Annotated in this window: 21 protein-coding genes; 13 read left to right on the top strand and 8 right to left on the bottom strand. The window is 67.5% G+C overall.

What is annotated here, in order from left to right; all coding sequences use genetic code 11:
• Window positions 1-57: 57 nt before the first annotated feature.
• The 3 genes from G6N57_RS19990 (at window position 58) to G6N57_RS19980 (ending at window position 2,585) form a co-directional block, all read left to right on the top strand.
• On the top strand, window positions 58-468 hold the full coding sequence (locus G6N57_RS19990) for a hypothetical protein (protein ID WP_077740900.1): 411 nt from the start codon (window positions 58-60) through the stop codon (window positions 466-468).
• 96 nt (window positions 469-564) lie between these two features.
• On the top strand, window positions 565-1,464 hold the full coding sequence (locus tag G6N57_RS19985; protein ID WP_077740901.1) for a metal-dependent hydrolase: 900 nt from the start codon (window positions 565-567) through the stop codon (window positions 1,462-1,464).
• Window positions 1,465-1,475: 11 nt separating this feature from the next.
• A complete protein-coding gene (locus G6N57_RS19980; protein ID WP_165777770.1) occupies window positions 1,476-2,585 on the top strand; it encodes a PDR/VanB family oxidoreductase in 1,110 nt (369 codons plus the stop codon).
• Between the two features lie 4 nt (window positions 2,586-2,589).
• Here the strand turns inward: G6N57_RS19980 and G6N57_RS19975 are convergent, their stop codons facing one another.
• Entirely contained in the window at window positions 2,590-3,087 is a 498-nt protein-coding gene (locus G6N57_RS19975) for an NUDIX hydrolase (RefSeq protein ID WP_077741962.1), read from the bottom strand.
• A gap of 291 nt (window positions 3,088-3,378) precedes the next feature.
• Here G6N57_RS19975 and G6N57_RS19970 point away from each other — a divergent pair, with 291 nt between their 5' ends.
• Window positions 3,379-3,678 carry a hypothetical protein gene (locus G6N57_RS19970; RefSeq protein WP_036449714.1) on the top strand — a complete coding sequence of 100 codons (300 nt, stop codon included), beginning with the start codon at window positions 3,379-3,381 and terminating at the stop codon, window positions 3,676-3,678.
• A gap of 101 nt (window positions 3,679-3,779) precedes the next feature.
• Entirely contained in the window at window positions 3,780-4,550 is a 771-nt protein-coding gene (locus tag G6N57_RS19965) for an SGNH/GDSL hydrolase family protein (RefSeq protein WP_077740902.1), read from the top strand.
• On the opposite strand, the gene G6N57_RS19960 is transcribed toward G6N57_RS19965, so the two are convergent.
• The 3 genes from G6N57_RS19960 to G6N57_RS19950 are packed head-to-tail and all read right to left on the bottom strand — an operon-like array spanning window position 4,547 to window position 6,428.
• Window positions 4,547-4,948 carry a DUF732 domain-containing protein gene (locus tag G6N57_RS19960; RefSeq protein WP_077740903.1) on the bottom strand — a complete coding sequence of 134 codons (402 nt, stop codon included), beginning with the start codon at window positions 4,946-4,948 and terminating at the stop codon, window positions 4,547-4,549. The genes G6N57_RS19965 and G6N57_RS19960 overlap by 4 nt on opposite strands.
• A 55-nt stretch (window positions 4,949-5,003) precedes the next feature.
• On the bottom strand, window positions 5,004-5,567 hold the full coding sequence (locus G6N57_RS19955; RefSeq protein ID WP_075922842.1) for a hypothetical protein: 564 nt from the start codon (window positions 5,565-5,567) through the stop codon (window positions 5,004-5,006).
• A 60-nt stretch (window positions 5,568-5,627) separates the two neighbouring features.
• Window positions 5,628-6,428: a ketosteroid isomerase family protein gene (locus G6N57_RS19950; RefSeq protein WP_077740904.1), complete on the bottom strand. Its 801-nt coding sequence runs from the start codon at window positions 6,426-6,428 to the stop codon at window positions 5,628-5,630.
• 90 nt (window positions 6,429-6,518) lie between these two features.
• On the opposite strand from G6N57_RS19950, the gene G6N57_RS19945 reads away from it, so the two are divergent.
• The 3 genes from G6N57_RS19945 (at window position 6,519) to G6N57_RS19935 (ending at window position 9,237) form a co-directional block, all read left to right on the top strand.
• Window positions 6,519-6,905: an Rv0313 family protein gene (locus G6N57_RS19945; RefSeq protein ID WP_077740905.1), complete on the top strand. Its 387-nt coding sequence runs from the start codon at window positions 6,519-6,521 to the stop codon at window positions 6,903-6,905.
• Window positions 6,906-7,018: 113 nt separating this feature from the next.
• A complete protein-coding gene (locus G6N57_RS19940) occupies window positions 7,019-7,456 on the top strand; it encodes a hypothetical protein (protein WP_077740906.1) in 438 nt (145 codons plus the stop codon).
• A 107-nt stretch (window positions 7,457-7,563) separates the two neighbouring features.
• Window positions 7,564-9,237, top strand: coding sequence for an acyl-CoA synthetase (locus G6N57_RS19935; RefSeq protein WP_077741963.1), 1,674 nt, complete (start codon window positions 7,564-7,566; stop codon window positions 9,235-9,237).
• A 9-nt stretch (window positions 9,238-9,246) separates the two neighbouring features.
• Here the strand turns inward: G6N57_RS19935 and G6N57_RS19930 are convergent, their stop codons facing one another.
• The 3 genes from G6N57_RS19930 to G6N57_RS19920 are packed head-to-tail and all read right to left on the bottom strand — an operon-like array spanning window position 9,247 to window position 11,757.
• Window positions 9,247-9,705: an SRPBCC family protein gene (locus tag G6N57_RS19930; protein ID WP_077740907.1), complete on the bottom strand. Its 459-nt coding sequence runs from the start codon at window positions 9,703-9,705 to the stop codon at window positions 9,247-9,249.
• A gap of 37 nt (window positions 9,706-9,742) precedes the next feature.
• Window positions 9,743-10,924: a cytochrome P450 gene (locus tag G6N57_RS19925; protein WP_077740908.1), complete on the bottom strand. Its 1,182-nt coding sequence runs from the start codon at window positions 10,922-10,924 to the stop codon at window positions 9,743-9,745.
• A complete protein-coding gene (locus tag G6N57_RS19920; RefSeq protein WP_077740909.1) occupies window positions 10,921-11,757 on the bottom strand; it encodes a mycofactocin-coupled SDR family oxidoreductase in 837 nt (278 codons plus the stop codon). The genes G6N57_RS19925 and G6N57_RS19920 overlap by 4 nt, the downstream gene beginning before the upstream one ends.
• Window positions 11,758-11,959: 202 nt before the next feature.
• On the opposite strand from G6N57_RS19920, the gene G6N57_RS19915 reads away from it, so the two are divergent.
• Together G6N57_RS19915 and G6N57_RS19910 are read left to right on the top strand one after the other, a co-directional pair.
• Window positions 11,960-12,478 (top strand): TetR/AcrR family transcriptional regulator, encoded by a 519-nt coding sequence (locus tag G6N57_RS19915; RefSeq protein WP_234815690.1) that lies wholly within the window; start codon window positions 11,960-11,962, stop codon window positions 12,476-12,478.
• Complete coding sequence (locus tag G6N57_RS19910; RefSeq protein ID WP_077740910.1) at window positions 12,475-13,992, top strand: AMP-binding protein; 1,518 nt, start codon at window positions 12,475-12,477, stop codon at window positions 13,990-13,992. Before G6N57_RS19915 ends, G6N57_RS19910 begins: the two co-directional genes overlap by 4 nt.
• A gap of 11 nt (window positions 13,993-14,003) precedes the next feature.
• Here G6N57_RS19910 and G6N57_RS32255 read toward each other — a convergent pair whose 3' ends face one another.
• Window positions 14,004-14,423: a hypothetical protein gene (locus G6N57_RS32255; protein ID WP_174814499.1), complete on the bottom strand. Its 420-nt coding sequence runs from the start codon at window positions 14,421-14,423 to the stop codon at window positions 14,004-14,006.
• A gap of 254 nt (window positions 14,424-14,677) precedes the next feature.
• Here G6N57_RS32255 and G6N57_RS19900 point away from each other — a divergent pair, with 254 nt between their 5' ends.
• From G6N57_RS19900 to G6N57_RS19890, 3 genes are read left to right on the top strand one after another with little or no spacing between them, the layout of a single operon-like run.
• The gene (locus tag G6N57_RS19900; protein WP_077740911.1) at window positions 14,678-15,199 is read left to right on the top strand and encodes a hypothetical protein; all 522 of its coding nucleotides are present in this window, start codon (window positions 14,678-14,680) and stop codon (window positions 15,197-15,199) included.
• A 2-nt stretch (window positions 15,200-15,201) separates the two neighbouring features.
• Window positions 15,202-16,533 carry a Dyp-type peroxidase gene (locus G6N57_RS19895; RefSeq protein WP_077740912.1) on the top strand — a complete coding sequence of 444 codons (1,332 nt, stop codon included), beginning with the start codon at window positions 15,202-15,204 and terminating at the stop codon, window positions 16,531-16,533.
• Window positions 16,530-17,534, top strand: a complete 1,005-nt coding sequence (locus G6N57_RS19890) for a hypothetical protein (protein WP_077740913.1) — start codon at window positions 16,530-16,532, stop codon at window positions 17,532-17,534. Before G6N57_RS19895 ends, G6N57_RS19890 begins: the two co-directional genes overlap by 4 nt.
• Window positions 17,535-17,547: the final 13 nt, after the last annotated feature.

Genomic DNA, 17,547 nt, shown 5'->3' with positions numbered 1-17,547 from the left:
TTCACATTCGTCACTGCTGCGATATGTTCGCAACCGCACCCGACTGACGGAGTTCACGTGAAGAAGCTTGTTGCGCTCGGCGGTGGCCTGCTTGCCGCCGGTTCGATCGCCATGTTGGCCGCAGGCACGGCCACCTCGCAGCCGAGCGCAGCCTCGGTCAACGTCGTCGGGGAGCCTTATATGAAGGCGCTGGCGATCCTGAAGAGCCAGGGCATCAAGGCCACCTTCGGTGGCTCGTTCGGTAGCGCCCTGCCGCAGGCGGAGTGCCTGGTGGACTCTCAGAAGGTCAACTCCAGCGGCAAGATGATCCTGATGCTGGATTGCAGCGAGGCAGCCGCCGAACAGGGCGCCGAATCAGCGGTCCCGGGCGGCCCGAGGGTCGGCAGCAACGGGGTGACCACGGTGACGCCGACCCCGGTGGTCCCGATCGCCGGGGCACCTGGCGCGGGCACGCCGCCGCCGGCCTGACCCGAAGCGGGCGCCCCGAAAGGGGCCACCCGGTACCGCCGTTCCCACCTAAATCCGTACACTGCTGAGAGTCCACTCATCCCAGGGAGGCTCTCGATGTTGCGTCCGTTGCGGTTCGACCATGAGATCGACCCGGGCCCGGTACAGATCCAGGCCCGGAAGGTGCACTTCGATCTCGACGACATCCCGTTGCACTGGATCCCCGGCCATCCCGTGGCCTCGTCGATGGTGAACCTGTTCAACGTGGTCCTGCCGGTGGCCGAGCACTGGTTCGTCGCGACGTTCAACGAAGCGCTGCCGTACGTGCGCGATCCCAAGCTCGCCGACGACATGCGTGGCTTCATCGGCCAGGAGGCCACCCACGCCGAGACCCACGATCAGGTGCTCGACGAGTTCCTGACCAACCACGGGGTGGATTACCAGCCGGTGCTGTCTCTGGTGGAGCACGTGTTCACCAAGACGCTGGCACCGTCGGACTCCCCCGATCCGCGCCGCAGGCTGGCCAACCTGTGCGACCGGTTGTGGCTCATCGCCGCGATCGAGCACTACACGGCGGTGCTGGGCGACTTCGTGCTGAACTGCGCGTGGGAGGACCACGACGCCGACGCGACGATGACCGACCTGTTCCGCTGGCACGGCGCCGAGGAGGTCGAGCACCGCAGCGTCGCCCACGATGTCGCGGTGTACTTCCAGGACAGCTATTTCAGCCGGGTGCGGGCGATGTCGATCGCCGCGACCGCGGTGTACCTGTTCTTCCAGCGCGGCTGCTGGGCGATGGTCAAGAGTGACCCGACCCTCGACATCGGCTGGTGGCGCATGAACAAGATGCGTATGCGTGATTCCAAGCTGGGACTGCTGCCGAAGTTCTCCCGGATGTTCGGTTCCAACACCCTGGCCTACTGCCGGCCCGGCTTCTCTCCCGAGGAGATGGGGTCGACGGCCCAGGCGGTCGCCTACCTGGCGAGCTCACCCGCGGCGCGGGCCGCCCACCTGTGACGGGCACCGGTATGCCGGGCCTGCTATCGCGATACCGCCGGCTGCCACCGAGCATGTCGGGCCGTTTCCGGCACGATCCGATGCTCGGCGCCGCAGGCGCAGCCATCGCCACAATCTGGACGGTCGGCAGGTTGGTCCGGCGGCCCAGTCCGCCACCGGAACTGGATCGCACCATCGAACTGACGGTGACGGGCCGGGAGGTGGTGGCCCACGATCAGGACGTCATCGCGCTGACCCTGGCCGCCGCGGACGGCGGCAGGTTGCCGCAGTGGTATCCCGGTGCGCACATCGACCTGCACCTGGCCAGTGGCCGAGTGCGGCAGTACTCACTGTGCGGCGATCCCGGCGTGGCGGACCGTTATCGAATCGCCGTGCGGCGCATCCCCGATGGCGGCGGCGGCTCGGTCGAGGTGCACGACAGCCTGCGAGTGGGCAGCCGGGTGAGTACCCACGGCCCGCGCAATGCTTTCGCCCTGACGGTGCCCGGCTACGGGTCGCCCACCCAGCGGTTCCGTTTCATCGCGGGTGGAATCGGCATCACCCCGATCCTGCCGATGCTCGGGTTGGCCGCACAGTTGGGTGTGGACTGGACGATGGTCTACGCGGGCCGCAGTCGTGACAGCCTGCCGTTCCTGGACGAGCTCGCCCGGTTCGGCGACCGCATCGAGATCCGTACCGACGACGTCGACGGCCTGCCCACGGCCGAGGATCTGCTCGGCGACTGCCCCGACGGCACCACGGTGTACGCGTGCGGCCCGGCCCCCATGCTGACCGGAATCCGGGCCGCGCTCATCGGCCGTGACGACGTCGAGCTGCATTTCGAAAGGTTCGCGGCGCCACCGGTTGTCGACGGTGCCGAGTTCTCGGTGACGATCGCCTCGACCGGCGCCGAGGTGACCGTCGGAGCCGACGAGACTCTGCTCGCCGCACTGGGCCGGGCCGGGGTCAACGCGCCGTACTCATGCCAGCAAGGGTTTTGCGGCACGTGCCGGATCCGGGTCACCGACGGGGCGGTGCAGCACCGCGATACGTTGCTCACCGACCCGGAGCGCGACGCAGGCTATCTGCTGACGTGCGTGTCGCGGGCCGAGGCCGGTCACCGGTTGACCCTCGACCTCTGACCCGTCACCCGGCTTCCGGCTGACCTTCGCCGTAGCCGGCCAGCTCGGGTGCGGTCATCAACTGGTCCAGCAGGGCACGCTGCCCGCTCAGCAGCTTGACGCGTGCCACCGCCACCGAAACCCAAGCGACACGGTCGATTTCGGGGAATTCGACGAACCGGCCCGACCCCTTCGGCAGCTCCACCGTGAACGTGTTGCTGACGGCCGCAGCGACGTCGAAGTCGCCGCGCACCGCGAACGCGGCGACCAGCTTGCCGCCCGCCTGGCGCACCGGCGCGAGATCGATGCGCGGGCCGCCGGGCGGCGGGGCGCCGAGTTCCTCGGTGAACTCACGTTGAGCCGCCGCCCACGGATCTTCCCCGTCGGCGTACTCCCCCTTGGGAATCGACCATGCCCCGGCGTCCTTGCGCGCCCAGAACGGCCCGCCCGGGTGGGCGATCAGTACTTCCACATCGGTCCCGGCGAAGCGGTACAGCAGGACACCGGCGCTCAGCTTTGCCACGGCTTGCACGCTACGCGGTGACATCGTCGCGGCAACACCGGTGACGCGGACCACTTTGCCAGAGGCCCGTAATGCGCATCACTCCGGCGGCACCCGAACTCGCCGAGCCCCGACCCGGTTCCCGAGTGTGACGCAGCCCTCGTCAACAGTTTTCGGTGTGCCGGAATTTAATTTGTGAACTGCCGGTTAACACTTGAGTAACACCTAAACGAACTAGCTACGGCGCCCGGCGGATACCCGTCGCCGGGTCGCCGCTCGCGGCATAACAGAACAGGAAAGAAGGCACCAAAGATGATGAGGCTCGGATTTGCCACAGCGCTGGTAGGCGCAGCAGCCGCAGCAGTGATCGGTCTGGCCGCACCGGCCCAGGCCGCGCCGACCGGACCGGGCAACGCCCAACAGACCATCAGCGAACTGCAGGCCCAGGGCTACAAGGTGGTCGTCAACCATGTCGGCTCCACCCCGCTGGACAAGGCGACCGTGGTGGCGGTACGACCGGGGCAGACCTACACCCGGACAGATTCCGGTAACCCGGGCGACAGCTTGCAGACCAATGTCGTCAACAAGACGGTTTACGTGGACGTGAAGTAAGCCCAAACTGCGTGAAACATCAAGGAGGGGCGCCCTTTTCGGGCGCCCCTCCTTGGTGTCTGAGTGCGGCGCACCGTCCGGCGCCCGCTAGAGTCGCCAGCGTGCGACGTTTCACCCGGTATGTCGCCCTCGGCGACAGCCAGACGGAAGGCCTGTGGGATGGCGACGACACCGTCGGTCTGATGGGTTTCGCGGATCGGCTCGCGATGCGGCTCGACGGGCTGCATCCGGGGCTGGGGTACGCCAACCTCGCGATTCGCGGCCACCGCATCGGCGATGTACTGAACACCCAACTGCCCACCGCCCTCTCCATGCATCCCGACCTGGTGACGGTCTGCATCGGGATGAACGATGTGACCCGGCCCGGACGTTCGTTCACCCGCGCGCTGGGCGATCTCGAATGCATCTACCGGATGCTCGCGGACTCCGGCGCCACCGTCGTCACCACCACGTTTCCGGACATCACCCAGATCCTTCCGGTGGGCAGGCTGCTCGGAAAGCGGGTGGTTCAGATCAACGATGCGATCAACGGGGCCGCCGACCGGTACGGGTTCCTCCTCGTCGACCTGTACTCGGCGCCCTCGATGCGCGAACCGGAAACCTGGAGCCCCGATCGGGTACACGGTTCCGCGAAGGGCCACCAACTGTTCGCCGCGGCGGCGGCCGAGGCACTCGGATTGCCTGGCAGTAACCATGATTGGGCGTTGGCAACAGGCCCGGACCAGACCCAGTCGTTCCGGTCGCGGGCCTACTCCCAGGTGCTGTGGACGCAGAACATGCTCATGCCGTGGCTGTGGCGGCACCTGCGCGGACAGTCGGGCGGCGTGGGGCGCTCCCCCCGCCGTCCCGATCTGATGTACCTGAGCGCCTAACCGAAACCGAGGATCGACCAGGCGAGGTCGGCCGGGCCGCCGGTCAGGTTGCCTTCGCCTGCCTTGGCCACCATCGCCGGGCAGAACGTGGAGATCGCGATCCCGGTGAACATCGTGGCCGGGCCGAGCGACATCCCGCCGGCGTCGGCGACTTTGGCGGCCACGTCGGCGGCATTCTGGCCGGGCTCGGAGAGCATCGGGCATACGGACTGGCCGAGCGCCACGGCCTGGGCCGGATCGACCGCGCTCACGCCCGCCTGCCCCAGCGCGTCGACGAACGTCTGGTCGACCGGATCGGCCTGGGCCGGCGCGGCGATGACGACGGTCGCGATCCCGGTCACCACTGCGGCTCCCATCGTGGAGAGCACTGGGGAAGAACGGATCACGTTGCGCTGCATGGCCGTAATGGTACGGGCCCGCCCAGCTCGCCTGGTGCCGAGGCCTTCCCAGGCGTCAGATCCCGCCCCAGGCCGAGTCGAGCTCCTTGGCGACGTCGATCACCTTGGCCTGCTCGGATGCCGGGCTGTCGATCTCGCCCGCCACGTGCGCGGCGATGAACCGCTTGATCTCCGCGTCCACGCCGGCCAGGATGCGCAGCACCTCGGCGCGCAGCGACTTGGACGTGACGTGGATCGAGATGTCGGACGGCCGAGGCTTCTTCACGTCGAGGATCAGCAGGAGTGGTTCGGCGGCCAGCGCCGAGGCCCGCAGGGCGATCTCGCCGAACACCATGAACTTGGGCCGGTCGATGCGCAGGTCGATCACCATGTCGATCTCCAGCGGGATCCGGATGGAGAACGTGATGGTTTCCCCCACGATGCGGCTCACCCGGGGCTTCTGGATCTTGACCCTAGCGGTGACCTTGGCGATCTTGCCCGGTCCCTGAGCGATCGGCCCCATCTCGAATGCGTCGCCGGCGATCGCGCCGATGGCGTCGCCGACCCGTTCCTCGGATACGGCCACCTCGAAGAACCGGCGACCGAATTCCTCGTAGGTGATGTAAGCGTGATCAGCCATGATCCCTCTACGGTCTCACGACGACGTGCGGGGACGGTGCAGCCGGGCCGGTTTGCCTCGTCACGTCTCGTCCGCGTAGTGGCGCAACCGGGTGACCGCGTGAGCCCCGCGGCCGAGATCGGCGATCAGCACGGCCCGGCGCCCGTCGCGGTCCAGTCCGGCCACCACACTCGACCCGGACGCGATCAGCTTGCGCCACGACGCACCCGAGGCGCGTTCCACCAACCCGGATGTACTCAGCGGTCCGTCGTCGCCCGCGCGGATGGCGGTGTCGGCACCCAGCCGCCGTTGGACCGCGACCGCGTCCCCGGCGCACAGGTCGTCGAGCAGCCCGGCCATCAAACGCTTACCCGCCCGACCTGCACCGCCCATTCCCTTGACGAACCCGAGCGCGCCCGTCGGCCCCTGGTTGCGCAGCAACGCGGCGGACAGGCGCAGTCCGACCGGGATGGCGCCGAGGCCGGCCCGGGCGAACTGCCCGATCATGGCGGGCAGCTCCCAGTACGCCTGCAGCGCGGAGATACCCGCTCTGTCCGCGGTGGGCGAGACGACGTAGCGCAGGTAGGCCGGGATCCGCATGGTGACCGACGGGCTCATGGCGACTTCGAGCTCGAGATCGCGGATCACGGTCGAGCCGCTGACGATGTCGACGTCCCGGTGGAAGGTGATGTCGCGTGGGGCGATGAAGGTGTTGTAGAACCGCTCGATCTCGGCGGCGCCACGGTGCGGCCGAGAGCCCACCGGATCCTCGACCTGTCCGCCCGCAGCGAACAGCCCCACCCATCCCTGTCGGTCGTGCGCACCCGCTGCCTGCGGTGACAACTCGACGGTGGCCAGCAGCTCGTCCCGTGTGAATGACATATGGATCGTTTACCATCCCGCCCCGCCGCTCGTGCGCGCACACTGGAGTTGGACACGTGGGGCCAGCCCACAACCACCGAGGAGAACGCAATGAGTGGCAGTGGACCGTTCGGGTTCGACCCCGAGGACTTCGACCGCGTCGCCCGCGAGGCCGGTGAGGGACTGCGCGATGCCCTCGACGGGTTGGGCAAATTCCTGGGTAACCCGGGTCAGGGCGTCGGCTGGGCGGGGCTGCTGGACGAGGTGTCCCGGTTCTCGCGCCCGAGGACAGAGCCGGAGACCACCGGCGAGAAGGGTGACGGCGTGTGGGCGATCTACACGGTCGACGACGCCGGCGGGGCCCATATCGAGCAGGTTTACCCGAACGAGCTCGAAGCCCTGCGGGCCAACGCGAGCAACACCGATCCGGGCCGCCGGGTGAGGTTCTTGCCGTACGGCATCGCGGTCAGCGTGCTCGACGCCGATACCGGTGAGTAACAACGGCCCGAATTGTCGTCTCCCGACGCGCGGGACCGGCTAGGCTTCTGCCCCAAAGTCAACGAACTGCCCGGCCCGATTCGACCGGCGGCCGGCAATGCTGAGGGTGGGACATGATTCGCGAACTCTTCGCCACGACGGCGGTCGCCACGGCGGCACTGGCAACAGCCATCTCGGTGGCGCCGGGCGCTCTGGCCGACGACAACAGCAACATGTACCCGGACAATCCGGGCCGCTACCCCACCGACGTTCCCGGGATGAGCTACGAGGCGTCCAACGGCGCACCGTGCTTCAGCTGGGAGCGCAACGTGTTCGGTCGCGGCCCGGGCGGCACGGCGATGCAGTGCAAGTGGATTCCCAACCAGTGGCCGCCGGTGTACACCGGCTTCTGGACCTACGCCTATCCCTTGAACGGCGTGCAGGAGATCGGCTCGCCGTGCCCGGGGCCGCAGGAAGCCGCTCAGTCGCCGGACGGGCGGCCGATGCTGTGCCTCGGACCGCAGGGCTGGCAGCCGGGTGTGCTGACCGGCGACGGGTTCTTCCCCGTCTGACCCCGGCCCGGCCCCGGGTCTGAGGCGCGGGTCACATCCCCTCGGCCATACAGCGAAGTGATCCGTGTATGGTCGTGGGGCCCGAATCCGTGCACACCAGGAGTGCCATGAGCGCCGACGTGAAGTTCGACCTGTCCACAGTGTTCTCCACGGTCGCAAAGGCCGTGCCCGATCAAACCTTCCTGGTGTGGCGGGATCGCCGGTTCAGCTACGCCGAGTTCGACGCGCGCGTCGACGGCTTTGCCCACTACCTGGTGTCGGCCGGTCTCGGTGTGCACACCGAGCGCGACGGGTTGGCCGGACACGAATCGGGCCAGGACCACCTCGGCATCTACCTGCGCAACGGCAACGAGTACCTCGAGTCGATGATCGGCAGCTACCGCGCCAGGGTGGCACCGTTCAACGTCAGCTACCGCTACGTGGAGGAGGAACTCCTCTACCTGCTCAAGGATTCGAACGCCCGGGCGGTGATCTACAACGCCGAGTTCGCGCCCCGGGTGGCCGCGATCCGCGACCAGCTGCCGAACCTGCAGGTGCTCATCCAGGTCGCCGACGAATCGGGCAACGACCTGCTGCCCGGTGCCGTCGATTACGAGACGATCCTGAAAACCCCTGCGCCACAGGCAGGGATGCCGGCTCCGTCGGGCGACGATCTCTACGTCCTCTACACCGGCGGGACCACCGGCATGCCCAAGGGCGTGCTGTGGCGCCAGCACGACATCTTCCTGTCCTCGATGGGTGGCCGGCCGTTCGGCAGCGACACCTTCATCGCGTCGTACGAGGAACTCGCCGAGCGGGCCCGCACCGCGGGTGGCGGATTGTCGCTGCTGATGATCCCGCCGTTCATGCACGGCGCCGCGCAGTGGGCCGCCTACAACGCCATCACCATGGGCGGAAAGCTCGTGATTCCCGACGATGTGGTGCGGATGCGCCCCGACAACGTGCTGGAACTGGCTGCGCGCGAACGGGTGCTGAGCATCCCCGTGGTCGGTGACGCGATCGCCCGGCCGCTGATCGACGAGATCGAGAAGGGCGACTACGACCTGTCCGGCCTGTTCACGATCAGCAACGGCGGCGCACCGCTCTCCCCGACCGTGCGGGAACGCATCCTGGCCGCGCTGCCGCACCTGATGCTGATCGACGCGGTCGGCGCGTCGGAGTCCGGCGCCCAGATGAGCACCGCCTCGACCGCAGGCACCGAATCCGAGGCCGCCACCTTCAACGCCCAGTCCGATACCGCCGTGGTCGCCGAGGACCTGTCCCGGGTGCTCGGCCCCGGTGAGGGCGGCGGCTGGCTGGCGCGGCGCGACCTGATCCCGCTGGGGTATCTGGGCGACGAGGCCAAGACGGCGCGCACCTTCCCCACCATCGACGGAGTGCGCTGGTCGGTTCCGGGTGACCGGGCAAACGTATTGGAAGACGGACGGATTCAGCTGCTGGGCCGTGACTCCGTCACCATCAACTCCGGCGGTGAGAAGATCTTCGTCGAGGAGGTCGAGCGGGCGGTCGCCGCACACCCCGCCGTCTACGACGTGGTCGTGGTCGGCCGGCCGTCGGAGCGTTGGGGCAACGAGGTCGTGGCGGTCGTGCAGTTCGCCGAAGGTGCCTCGGCCACCGACGAGGAACTCGCGACGGTGTGTGAGCGGACGATCGCGCGCTACAAGATCCCGAAGGCATTCGTCCGGTCCGAGCAGATCGTGCGCTCCCCCGCAGGCAAGGCCGATTACCGCTGGGCCAAGTCGGTGGCCACCGAGCACGCCGGGGCGGTCAGCGCTTCGTAGCCCGAAGGCTCAGGCCCCGAACAGTTTTCCGATCGCCGCGAGCATCGTGGTGTGGGCGGCGACCGCCTGCCCCACGGTGATCGCCAGCAATGGCCTCGGCGCCGCGATGGTCAAGTCCTCGGTGATCCGGGTTCCGGTCTCGGTCGCGGCGAAGTCGACCCGGCTGTCCAGGCGCACCTGCGGGAACTGCCGGGCCTGGGCGGTCACCGCACCCGCGGCGGGGACGATGAGCCGGGCCCGGTAGGTGATCGGAAGCGTGAATGGCCCCAGCGGGATTCGGTCGCGGACCTGATAGTCCTGCCGGTATCCGTCGGCCAGTTCGACCCGGGACGTGCGGCGCACCCACTGCACCAGGGGATGCACCTGGGAAATGTTGTCCAGATCGACGTAGAACGCCCGCACTTGTTCGGGCGGTGCGGGCACCTCGCCGCTGACGCTGCGCCGGGCCTGTCCGATCCAGATGTTCACGCCGCCCAGTTCACCACAGTCAGTTCACCGAGGCCGGTCAAACTACGATGCGCAGCTGCTCCCAACCGCGCACAGTCGAGGTGGGCGCGAGTTTCGCACTGTCGTAGTCGATCTCCCATTCCGGGAACCGGTTGAGCAGCTCGTCGAGCGCGACGCGGCCCTCCAGCCGGGCCAGGTTGGCGCCCAGGCAGTAGTGCAGACCCTTGCCGAAAGTCAGGTGGCTGAAGGTGGCGCGATGGATGTCGAAGGTGTCGGGGTCGCGGTACCGACGCGGGTCGCGGTTGGCCGCCCCGAACAGCAGCAGCATCGCGCTACCGGCCGGCACCGTGGTGCCGTCGTAGTCGAAATCTCTTGCCACCCAACGTGCCACGTGGGGGCCGGTGGGTTCGAAGCGCAGTGTCTCGTCGACCGCGCGGGTCAACAATGAGCGGTCCTGCTCCACCTCGCGACGCTGGTCGGGGTGTTCGGCCAACACCTTCGCCAGCCAGCCGATGAGCCGTCCGGTGGTCTCGTTGCCCGCGCCGGCGACCACCTGCGTGTAGTGCAGCACCTCCTTGCGCTCAAGCTTTCGGGTTACCCCGCGCTCGTCGGTGAACTCGACGTTCAGCAGCGCCGTCATCAGGTCGTCGGAGGGGTTGTTGGCCCGCCACTCGACGTAGTCGGCATAGATGCGGCCGTCGGCGATGCGGTCGGCCTGCACCACCTTCATCGGCGCACCGGGCTTGGTGCGCAGGTTGGCGTCGTTGGCGTCGCGCACCCCGATCTGCTCGGATTCGGGTATGCCGAGCAACATTCCGATCACCCGCATGGGCATCATCGACGCCAGTTCGGCGATGATGTCGAATCCGCCCGAGCCGACCAGTGGGTCCAGGCAGCGCACACAGAACTGCCGGATCTGATCCTCGATCTCGGCCATCCGCCGCGGTGTGAACACCCGCGACATCAGTCCGCGCAGCAGCGTGTGCATCGGCGGGTCTTCGAACATCATCACGCCCGGCGGCATGTCGAAGTCGGACTTGACCAGCTCGAGGATGTCACTTCGGCTGTTGGAGAAGGTTTCCCAGTCCGACAACGCCCGCTCGACGTCGGCGTGCCGGGACAGCGCCCAGAAGTCGTAACGCTCGTTGTGGTAGATCGGCGCCTCATCGCGAAGGCGGGCGTACACCGGATACGGGTCGGCGACGATGCCGACGTCGTAGGGGTCGTAATAGACGCTCATTTCAGGCAGCTGCCGGCGTCGACAGGGAGGGTGACCCCGGTGATGTAACGGGCCTCGTCCGAGGCCAGGAACAGGACCGCATTGCTGATGTCCTCGGGGGTGACCCATGGGATGGGCAGCATGTGGAAGGTCTGGCAGATCGGCGCGAGATCGTCCGGTCCGGGATTCTCGAGGTCGGGCCGGAACATGCGATAGGTCTTCTCGTTCATCAGCATCGGGCTGTTGACGTGGGTCGGATGAACGGAGTTCACCCGGATCGAGTGCTGGCCCAACTCGACGGCGAAGCTGCGCATCAGGCCCACGACGCCGTGTTTCGCCGCGACATAGTGACCGGTGAACGGGTAGGCCTTTGACCCGGCCACCGAGCTGGTCAGGATGATCGAACCGCCGCGCCCGCCCGCGAGCATATGGGGCACACCGGCTTTCACAGTCTTCCACACCCCGCTGAGGTTGACGTCGATCATCTCCTGCCAGAGATCCTCATCCATCCGGTCCAGCTTCACGCCGGTGGTGCCGATGCCCGCGTTGGCGGCGATGATGTCGAGCCGACCCAGCTGCTCGACACCGCTGTCCACGGCAGCCTTGAGCGCGTCGAAGTCGCGCACGTCGACCTCGGCGGTGACGATACGGCGACCGAGGTTCTTGACCAGGTTCGCGGTTTCGGCGAGATCCTCGGCGGTGGCGCCCGCGGCAGGCGACCGATCGAAGGTCGTGCAGATGTCGACGGCGATGATGTCCGCGCCTTCGTCGGCCAGGCGCACCGCGTGGCTGCGCCCCTGCCCGCGTGCCGCCCCGGTGATCAGTGCGACCTTGCCGTCGACCCGTCCTGTCATGGCCCACCTTCATCGCCGGTGCCGGGTGCCGGCACACTGCCCACTTTGGGCGATCGCCCAATAACTACACTCGGGCCATGTCTAGCAGCCGCCGCCACGCGTGGTCAAGGGTGCGATGAGCGCGCAGAGATCCGCCGGGCAGACCGGCGCCGGCCGCGACTCGACCACCCGCCGGGCCCTGATCCGGGCCACCGCCCAGGTCATGCTCGAGGAAGGCTATGCCGCGGCGACGTCACGACGGGTGGCCGCGCAGGCTGGGGTCAAACCCGCACTCGTGCACTACTACTTCCCCAGCATGGACGACCTGTTCGTAGCGGTGCTGCAGGCCGGCGCCGAGGCGAATCTCAGTATCCAGCAGGATGCCTTCGCCGACGACTCGCCGTTGCACGCGCTGTGGGAACTCAACAGCGCACAGGGTGCGGCGTTGTGGATGGAGTTCATGGCCCTGGCCAACCACCGCAAGGCGATCCGAAGCGAGATCGCCGGTTACGCCGACCGCTTCCGGGAGCTCGAGGAGGCCGCGATGGCCTCGGCGTTGCGGGCCCACGGCGTCGACACCGACATGTTCCCACCCGTGGTGATGTCGATGATCGTGGCGAGTCTGGCGCGAATCCTGGTGCTCGAACAGGGGCTGGGAATCAGCCGCGGCCATGCGCAGGCGCAGGATTTCGTGCGGCGCTATCTGGACCGGTTCGAGCTACCTCCAGGTGGCCGGGAATGACCCTGTTACACGAACTGATCACGGCGGCGGCCGCAGCCGCGCCCGAACGCCGGGCCGTGGTGACCGACGACGGCACCACCGCGACCTTCGCCGAGTTCGATCGCCAGATCCGCGGTGTCGCCGGCTGGGTGGCGGCCAGGACCGCTCCGGGTGACCGGGTGGCCGTGGTCGCCGACAACAGTGCCGCCTACGCCCAGCTGTACTACGCCGTGCCCCGTAGCGGGCGCGTGCTCACACTGATCAACCAGCGCCTCAGCCCGGCCGAGCAGGCCGCACAGCTGGCCACCGCCGCGCCCGCCCTGCTGCTCGGCGACGAGCGCTATCTGTCGGCCCTGGCCGGCATCAGGGCTCCGGTGCAGCAGGCCGTCACGTTCGAATCCGAGCAGTGGCAGGCGGCGCCGACGACCGATCTTCCCTGCACAGACGTCGCGAACCCCGACGATCCGGCCTGGCTGCTGTTCACCAGCGGATCCACCGGCGTGCCCAAAGCCGTTGTGCACAGCCACCGTTCGATACTGACCGCGGTGTGGGGCTCGGTCGCGGGTCGCTCGGTGCCGTCCGGCGGTGTGTACCTGTTGCCGTTTCCGATGTGTCACATCGCCGGTTACAACATGCTGGTCCAGCACGCGGTCGCCGCCACTGTCGTGCTGTGCGCGCAGTTCCGGCCGGAGTCTTTCGCACAGCTCGTCCGCACCTACGGGGTGACCTCGTGTTCGTTGGCGCCGACGATGCTGCACTCCCTGCTGGGCTATCTGGACCACTCCGGAACCGACCTGCCGAGCCTGAGAGCGATCGCCTACGGATCGGCCGCGATGCCGCTGGATCTGCTGCGCCGCGCGATCGACGTACTCGGCGTCGACTTCCATCAGGGTTACGGGATGACCGAAACCGGTGGGAACATCACATTTCTCGGCCCCGACGACCATCGGGCCGGAGCCGCGGACCGACCCGATCTGCTCGCCAGTGCGGGCCATCCGCACCGGGACGTCGAGATCGGTATCGTCGGCCCGTCCGGGGATCTGTTGCCGTGCGGCCAGGTGGGCGAGATCGTGGTGCGCGGCGCGCAGGTGACACCCGGACATCGGCCCGACGGTGCCGGCAGCCAGGACGGCTGGCTGCATACCGGCGACATGGGCCGCATGGACGCTGCCGGCAGGCTGTTCGTGGTCGACCGGCTCAAGGACATCATCGTCACCGGCGGCGAGAACGTGTCCTCGCGCGAAGTCGAAGATGTACTGTCCGGGCATCCCGGGGTCGACCAGGTGGCCGTGGTGGCAGTCCCCGACGACTACTGGGGCGAGACGGTGTGCGCCGTGGTGGTCCCGGTGCCGGGACCGCCACCGACGGCCGACGAGCTCATCGAGCATGTCCGGACAGAGATCGCGGGTTTCAAGCGACCACGCGTGGTGCTGTTCACCGAGGCACTACCGCTGACCGGCAACGGGAAGATCGCCAAGGACCGCGTTCGCGCCTTCGCTCGCGCTGCGGTTCTCGGTGGCGCCGAGGACGCGTGACACGTCCGGTTTCATCCGGCGCAGTTCCTCACCCCAGTAGCCCCAGCTGTGGATGCCGTCCGGGAAGTTGAACACCGCGTTGGTGCCGCCGGCCGCCCGATACGCGTCGGCGAAGGCCCGGTTGGAGGCATGACCACCGAGATCCCGCTTCCGGCATACCAGTCGAAGGCCGAGGTGTTGATGTCCCAGCCGTTGCGATCGTCTCCGGCCTCCATGCTGTCGAGCAGGTACAGCCCGTGCGAACCCGCTCCGCCGCTGAGGAACTCGACATGCACATCGCGCCCCATCGCGGCCGATGGCACGGTGAGAATCTCTATCGGCACGTTGGAATAGGCCTGGGCCGCCGGAAGCGCGACCTCACCGACGAGGACCGACGACACGGCAAGTGCCACTGTGGCGAGGAGTCGCCTCGTGCCCGCCACGATCGTCATCGCTGCCCCATCTCTGGCGCATCGTCCCTGGGGACGGCCGTGGCCAACCCCTCGAACGGCCCCGACACAGCGGACGATACGCCTGGTAGGCATGTTTTCCGCGTTTTCCGCCAAATGCCCCGGCAAATTTGACGTCCCGTCAACATATTTGCCGTTCCGGTAACCCCTGGAGTGCTAGCGTTCCGCGTTACCTGAGAGCGCATTGGGGGTTCAAATTGACCGCAAAAGATCCTGACTGGTCCAAGCCGGCCGCGATGGCCATCCCGCCGGAAGGCTACTTCGAACTGGAGCAGGGCCGCTATGGCCCGACCTACCCCAGAACTCCTGCCTGCCATGGTTTTTCCATCATCGCGAAGGTGAAGGAAGGTCGTGAGGAGGCCATCCGCGCGTACGGCAAACAGATCGAGGAAGCCGTCGCCGCGAGTCCGGAAGTGCTTGCGCCGCTGCGCCTGCACTACTTGCGTTGGCAGCTATTCGATGTCGGTTCGGGCCTGCATTTCCAGTACCAGGGCATCTTCGACACCGACTTCGACAAGTACACCGAAGACGCGGTGCAACTGTTCAGCAGCACCGGTATCACCACGGTGTTCACCAATCTGGAAGGCTTCCCAGAGGATTGGAAGGAGAACCCGGCGGCGTTCATCGAGTTCGTCCGGGCGCATCAGGTGCCCAGCTTCCTGGAATACGGCGAGTACCCGTACGTCACGGCCGACGAGATCAAGAAGGCCCTGCGCCTCAAGACCGCCTTCTCGACCATGCTCGACCAGATGCAATAGCCGTGCTCGAGTTCGACGAGATTCAGCACATCCTGCTGACTCGCACCCCGGCCATCACCGGACGCTACGAGTTCCTGACGTTCGACACTCCCGAGGGTGGCCGGGCCTGGCTGACCGAGCTGCTGGACAAGGTGTCGTCGGCAGCCGACGCGATGGCCACCTTGGCCGAGTCCGACCGGTGGGTCACGCTGGCGTTCACCTGGACCGGGCTGCGCGCGCTCGGCGTCGACGAGGAGTCGCTGGCGAGCTTCCCCGCCGCGTTCCGGGAAGGGATGGCGCGGCGTGCGCCGATCCTGGGTGACACCGGTGAGGCTGCCCCCGAACACTGGTTGGGCGGTCTGGCCGGTGAGGATCTGCATGCGATCGCGATCTTGTTCTCCCGCACCGACGAGCAGTGCCGCCGCTCCATCGAAGAGCACGACAAACTGCTGGACCGCACCCCCGGCGTGCGCAGTCTGTCCTACCTGGACCTGAACGCGACTCCGCCGTTCAACTACGCCCACGACCATTTCGGATTCCGGGACCGGTTGTCCCAACCGGTGATGAAGGGCTCCGGGGAGGCGCCGACACCGGGTTCCGGTGACCCGCTGGAGCCCGGCGAGTTCATCCTCGGCTACCCCGATGAGGACGGGCCGGTCGCCAATCTGCCGCAACCGGAAGTGCTTTCGCGCAACGGAAGTTACCTGGCCTACCGCAGGCTCGAGGAGCACGTAGCGCAGTTCCGGGACTACCTGCGCGAGCGGTCGGATTCACCGGAGGCCGAGGAGCTGCTCGCCGCGAAGTTCATGGGCCGCTGGCGCAGCGGCGCTCCCCTGGTGCTCGCGCCCGAGCACGACGATCCCGAGCTCGGCGCGGATCCCATGCGCAACAACGATTTCAACTACAAGGAGATGGACCCCTTCGGCTACGCCTGCCCGCTGGGGTCGCACGCCCGCCGGCTCAATCCACGTGATACCGCGCACTACATGAACCGGCGCCGGATGATCCGGCGCGGCGCCACCTACGGACCCGCCCTGCCCGACGGCGCACCCGACGACGGCGTGGATCGCGGCATCGCGGCGTTCATCATCTGCGCAGACCTGGTCCGCCAGTTCGAGTTCGCGCAGAACGTCTGGATCAACGACAAGACGTTCCACGAACTGGGCAACGAGCACGACCCCATCTGCGGCACCCAGGACGGAACGCTGGACTTCACGGTTCCCAAACGTCCGATACGCAAGGTACACAAGGGAATTCCGGCATTCACCACCCTCCGGGGCGGGGCCTACTTCTTCCTTCCGGGGATGTCGGGGCTTCGCTACCTGGCCACCGGCGACGGAAAGGCAAACCCATGACCGGTGCCCGCACCTACAACCAGACCCACATTCCGCGCCCGCACGACGGGCGTCGCCGGATCAGCATCTACTGGACGTGGAGTTACCCGTGGGAAGCCCAGCGCAACCCGGCCGCGATGGAGAACCGGTTCTCCACCATGACCGAGGTGCGCAACGTGCTGTGGCCGGCTTACGAGACACCCGAATACGACGAAGCCGCCTTCCTGCAGGGCATCGCAGGCACGCTGGAGTTGTTCCACCGGTCCACCCTGGCCTTCCAGGAGCTGGCGGGCGAGGTCACCGGCCATCCGGTGGCGGTGTTCCAGCGGATCGACCAGGCCGGTTACCGGCTTCCGATCGACGAGCGGATTCTCGACGACTGCGACACGCTGATGGTGTTCGGCCTCGACCACATCCTGTCCGAGCAAGAGGCCGACCCGGCCGAGATCGAGGCGATCCGCCGCTGGCTACAGCGGGAGGGCACCTGCCTGCTGCTCGCGCCGCACCACGATGTCGGCGACACCGACGACTATGCCCGCCGCCAGGTCGAGTACCTGCACCACGGCGATCCGCTGGTGCCACGCCAACAGCGGTTCGGGCAGTACACGCGCTCACTGATGCGTGCGCTCGACGTCCCGGTGCACAACGTGTGGGGGCTACGTCCGGCAGTCGTGGAGGGCACCACCGAGATCGCGCCGTTGACCGCCTCGCGCGATCTGGACTCCCCCGGGCTACTCACCGATGTCACGACCTTCAACTTCCACCCGCACCTGCCGCACTACGAGCTGACCGCGCCGGAAAGCGCGGCGCTGCGCGTGTTGGGACGCCAACTGGTCGACCCGACCCGGCCGCATCCTTTCACCGAGGCGGGCAACACCGCGTTCAACGCACTGATCTGGATGCCCCCGGCGACCGCGCGGGCCGGCGACATCGTGCTGGTCGATTCGACGAACTTCACGACGCTGTTCGGCGGCACGGACAGTCTCAGGCATTTCTGGAACAACCTGGCGACGATGCGGTAGTTCGGCCTGCCCT

It is taken from the genome of Mycolicibacterium boenickei (assembly GCF_010731295.1).
Taxonomy (GTDB): Bacteria; Actinomycetota; Actinomycetes; order Mycobacteriales; family Mycobacteriaceae; genus Mycobacterium; species Mycobacterium boenickei.
Note: the sequence above shows the minus strand (reverse complement) of the source record. Positions and strands in the feature narration are given on the sequence as shown.

Bases quoted from the DNA above. Each gene is read 5' to 3' on its own strand.
- G6N57_RS19985 (WP_077740901.1), top strand. From the start codon at position 565: ATGTTGCGTCCGTTGCGGTTCGACCATGAGATCGACCCGGGCCCGGTA.
- G6N57_RS19980 (WP_165777770.1), top strand. From the start codon at position 1,476: ATGCCGGGCCTGCTATCGCGATACCGCCGGCTGCCACCGAGCATGTCG.
- G6N57_RS19970 (WP_036449714.1), top strand. From the start codon at position 3,379: ATGATGAGGCTCGGATTTGCCACAGCGCTGGTAGGCGCAGCAGCCGCA.
- G6N57_RS19960 (WP_077740903.1), bottom strand. From the start codon at position 4,948: ATGCAGCGCAACGTGATCCGTTCTTCCCCAGTGCTCTCCACGATGGGA.
- G6N57_RS19955 (WP_075922842.1), bottom strand. From the start codon at position 5,567: ATGGCTGATCACGCTTACATCACCTACGAGGAATTCGGTCGCCGGTTC.
- G6N57_RS19950 (WP_077740904.1), bottom strand. From the start codon at position 6,428: ATGTCATTCACACGGGACGAGCTGCTGGCCACCGTCGAGTTGTCACCG.
- G6N57_RS19945 (WP_077740905.1), top strand. From the start codon at position 6,519: ATGAGTGGCAGTGGACCGTTCGGGTTCGACCCCGAGGACTTCGACCGC.
- G6N57_RS19940 (WP_077740906.1), top strand. From the start codon at position 7,019: ATGATTCGCGAACTCTTCGCCACGACGGCGGTCGCCACGGCGGCACTG.
- G6N57_RS19935 (WP_077741963.1), top strand. From the start codon at position 7,564: ATGAGCGCCGACGTGAAGTTCGACCTGTCCACAGTGTTCTCCACGGTC.
- G6N57_RS19925 (WP_077740908.1), bottom strand. From the start codon at position 10,924: ATGAGCGTCTATTACGACCCCTACGACGTCGGCATCGTCGCCGACCCG.
- G6N57_RS19920 (WP_077740909.1), bottom strand. From the start codon at position 11,757: ATGACAGGACGGGTCGACGGCAAGGTCGCACTGATCACCGGGGCGGCA.
- G6N57_RS19915 (WP_234815690.1), top strand. From the start codon at position 11,960: ATGCTCGAGGAAGGCTATGCCGCGGCGACGTCACGACGGGTGGCCGCG.
- G6N57_RS19910 (WP_077740910.1), top strand. From the start codon at position 12,475: ATGACCCTGTTACACGAACTGATCACGGCGGCGGCCGCAGCCGCGCCC.
- G6N57_RS32255 (WP_174814499.1), bottom strand. From the start codon at position 14,423: ATGACGATCGTGGCGGGCACGAGGCGACTCCTCGCCACAGTGGCACTT.
- G6N57_RS19900 (WP_077740911.1), top strand. From the start codon at position 14,678: ATGGCCATCCCGCCGGAAGGCTACTTCGAACTGGAGCAGGGCCGCTAT.
- G6N57_RS19890 (WP_077740913.1), top strand. From the start codon at position 16,530: ATGACCGGTGCCCGCACCTACAACCAGACCCACATTCCGCGCCCGCAC.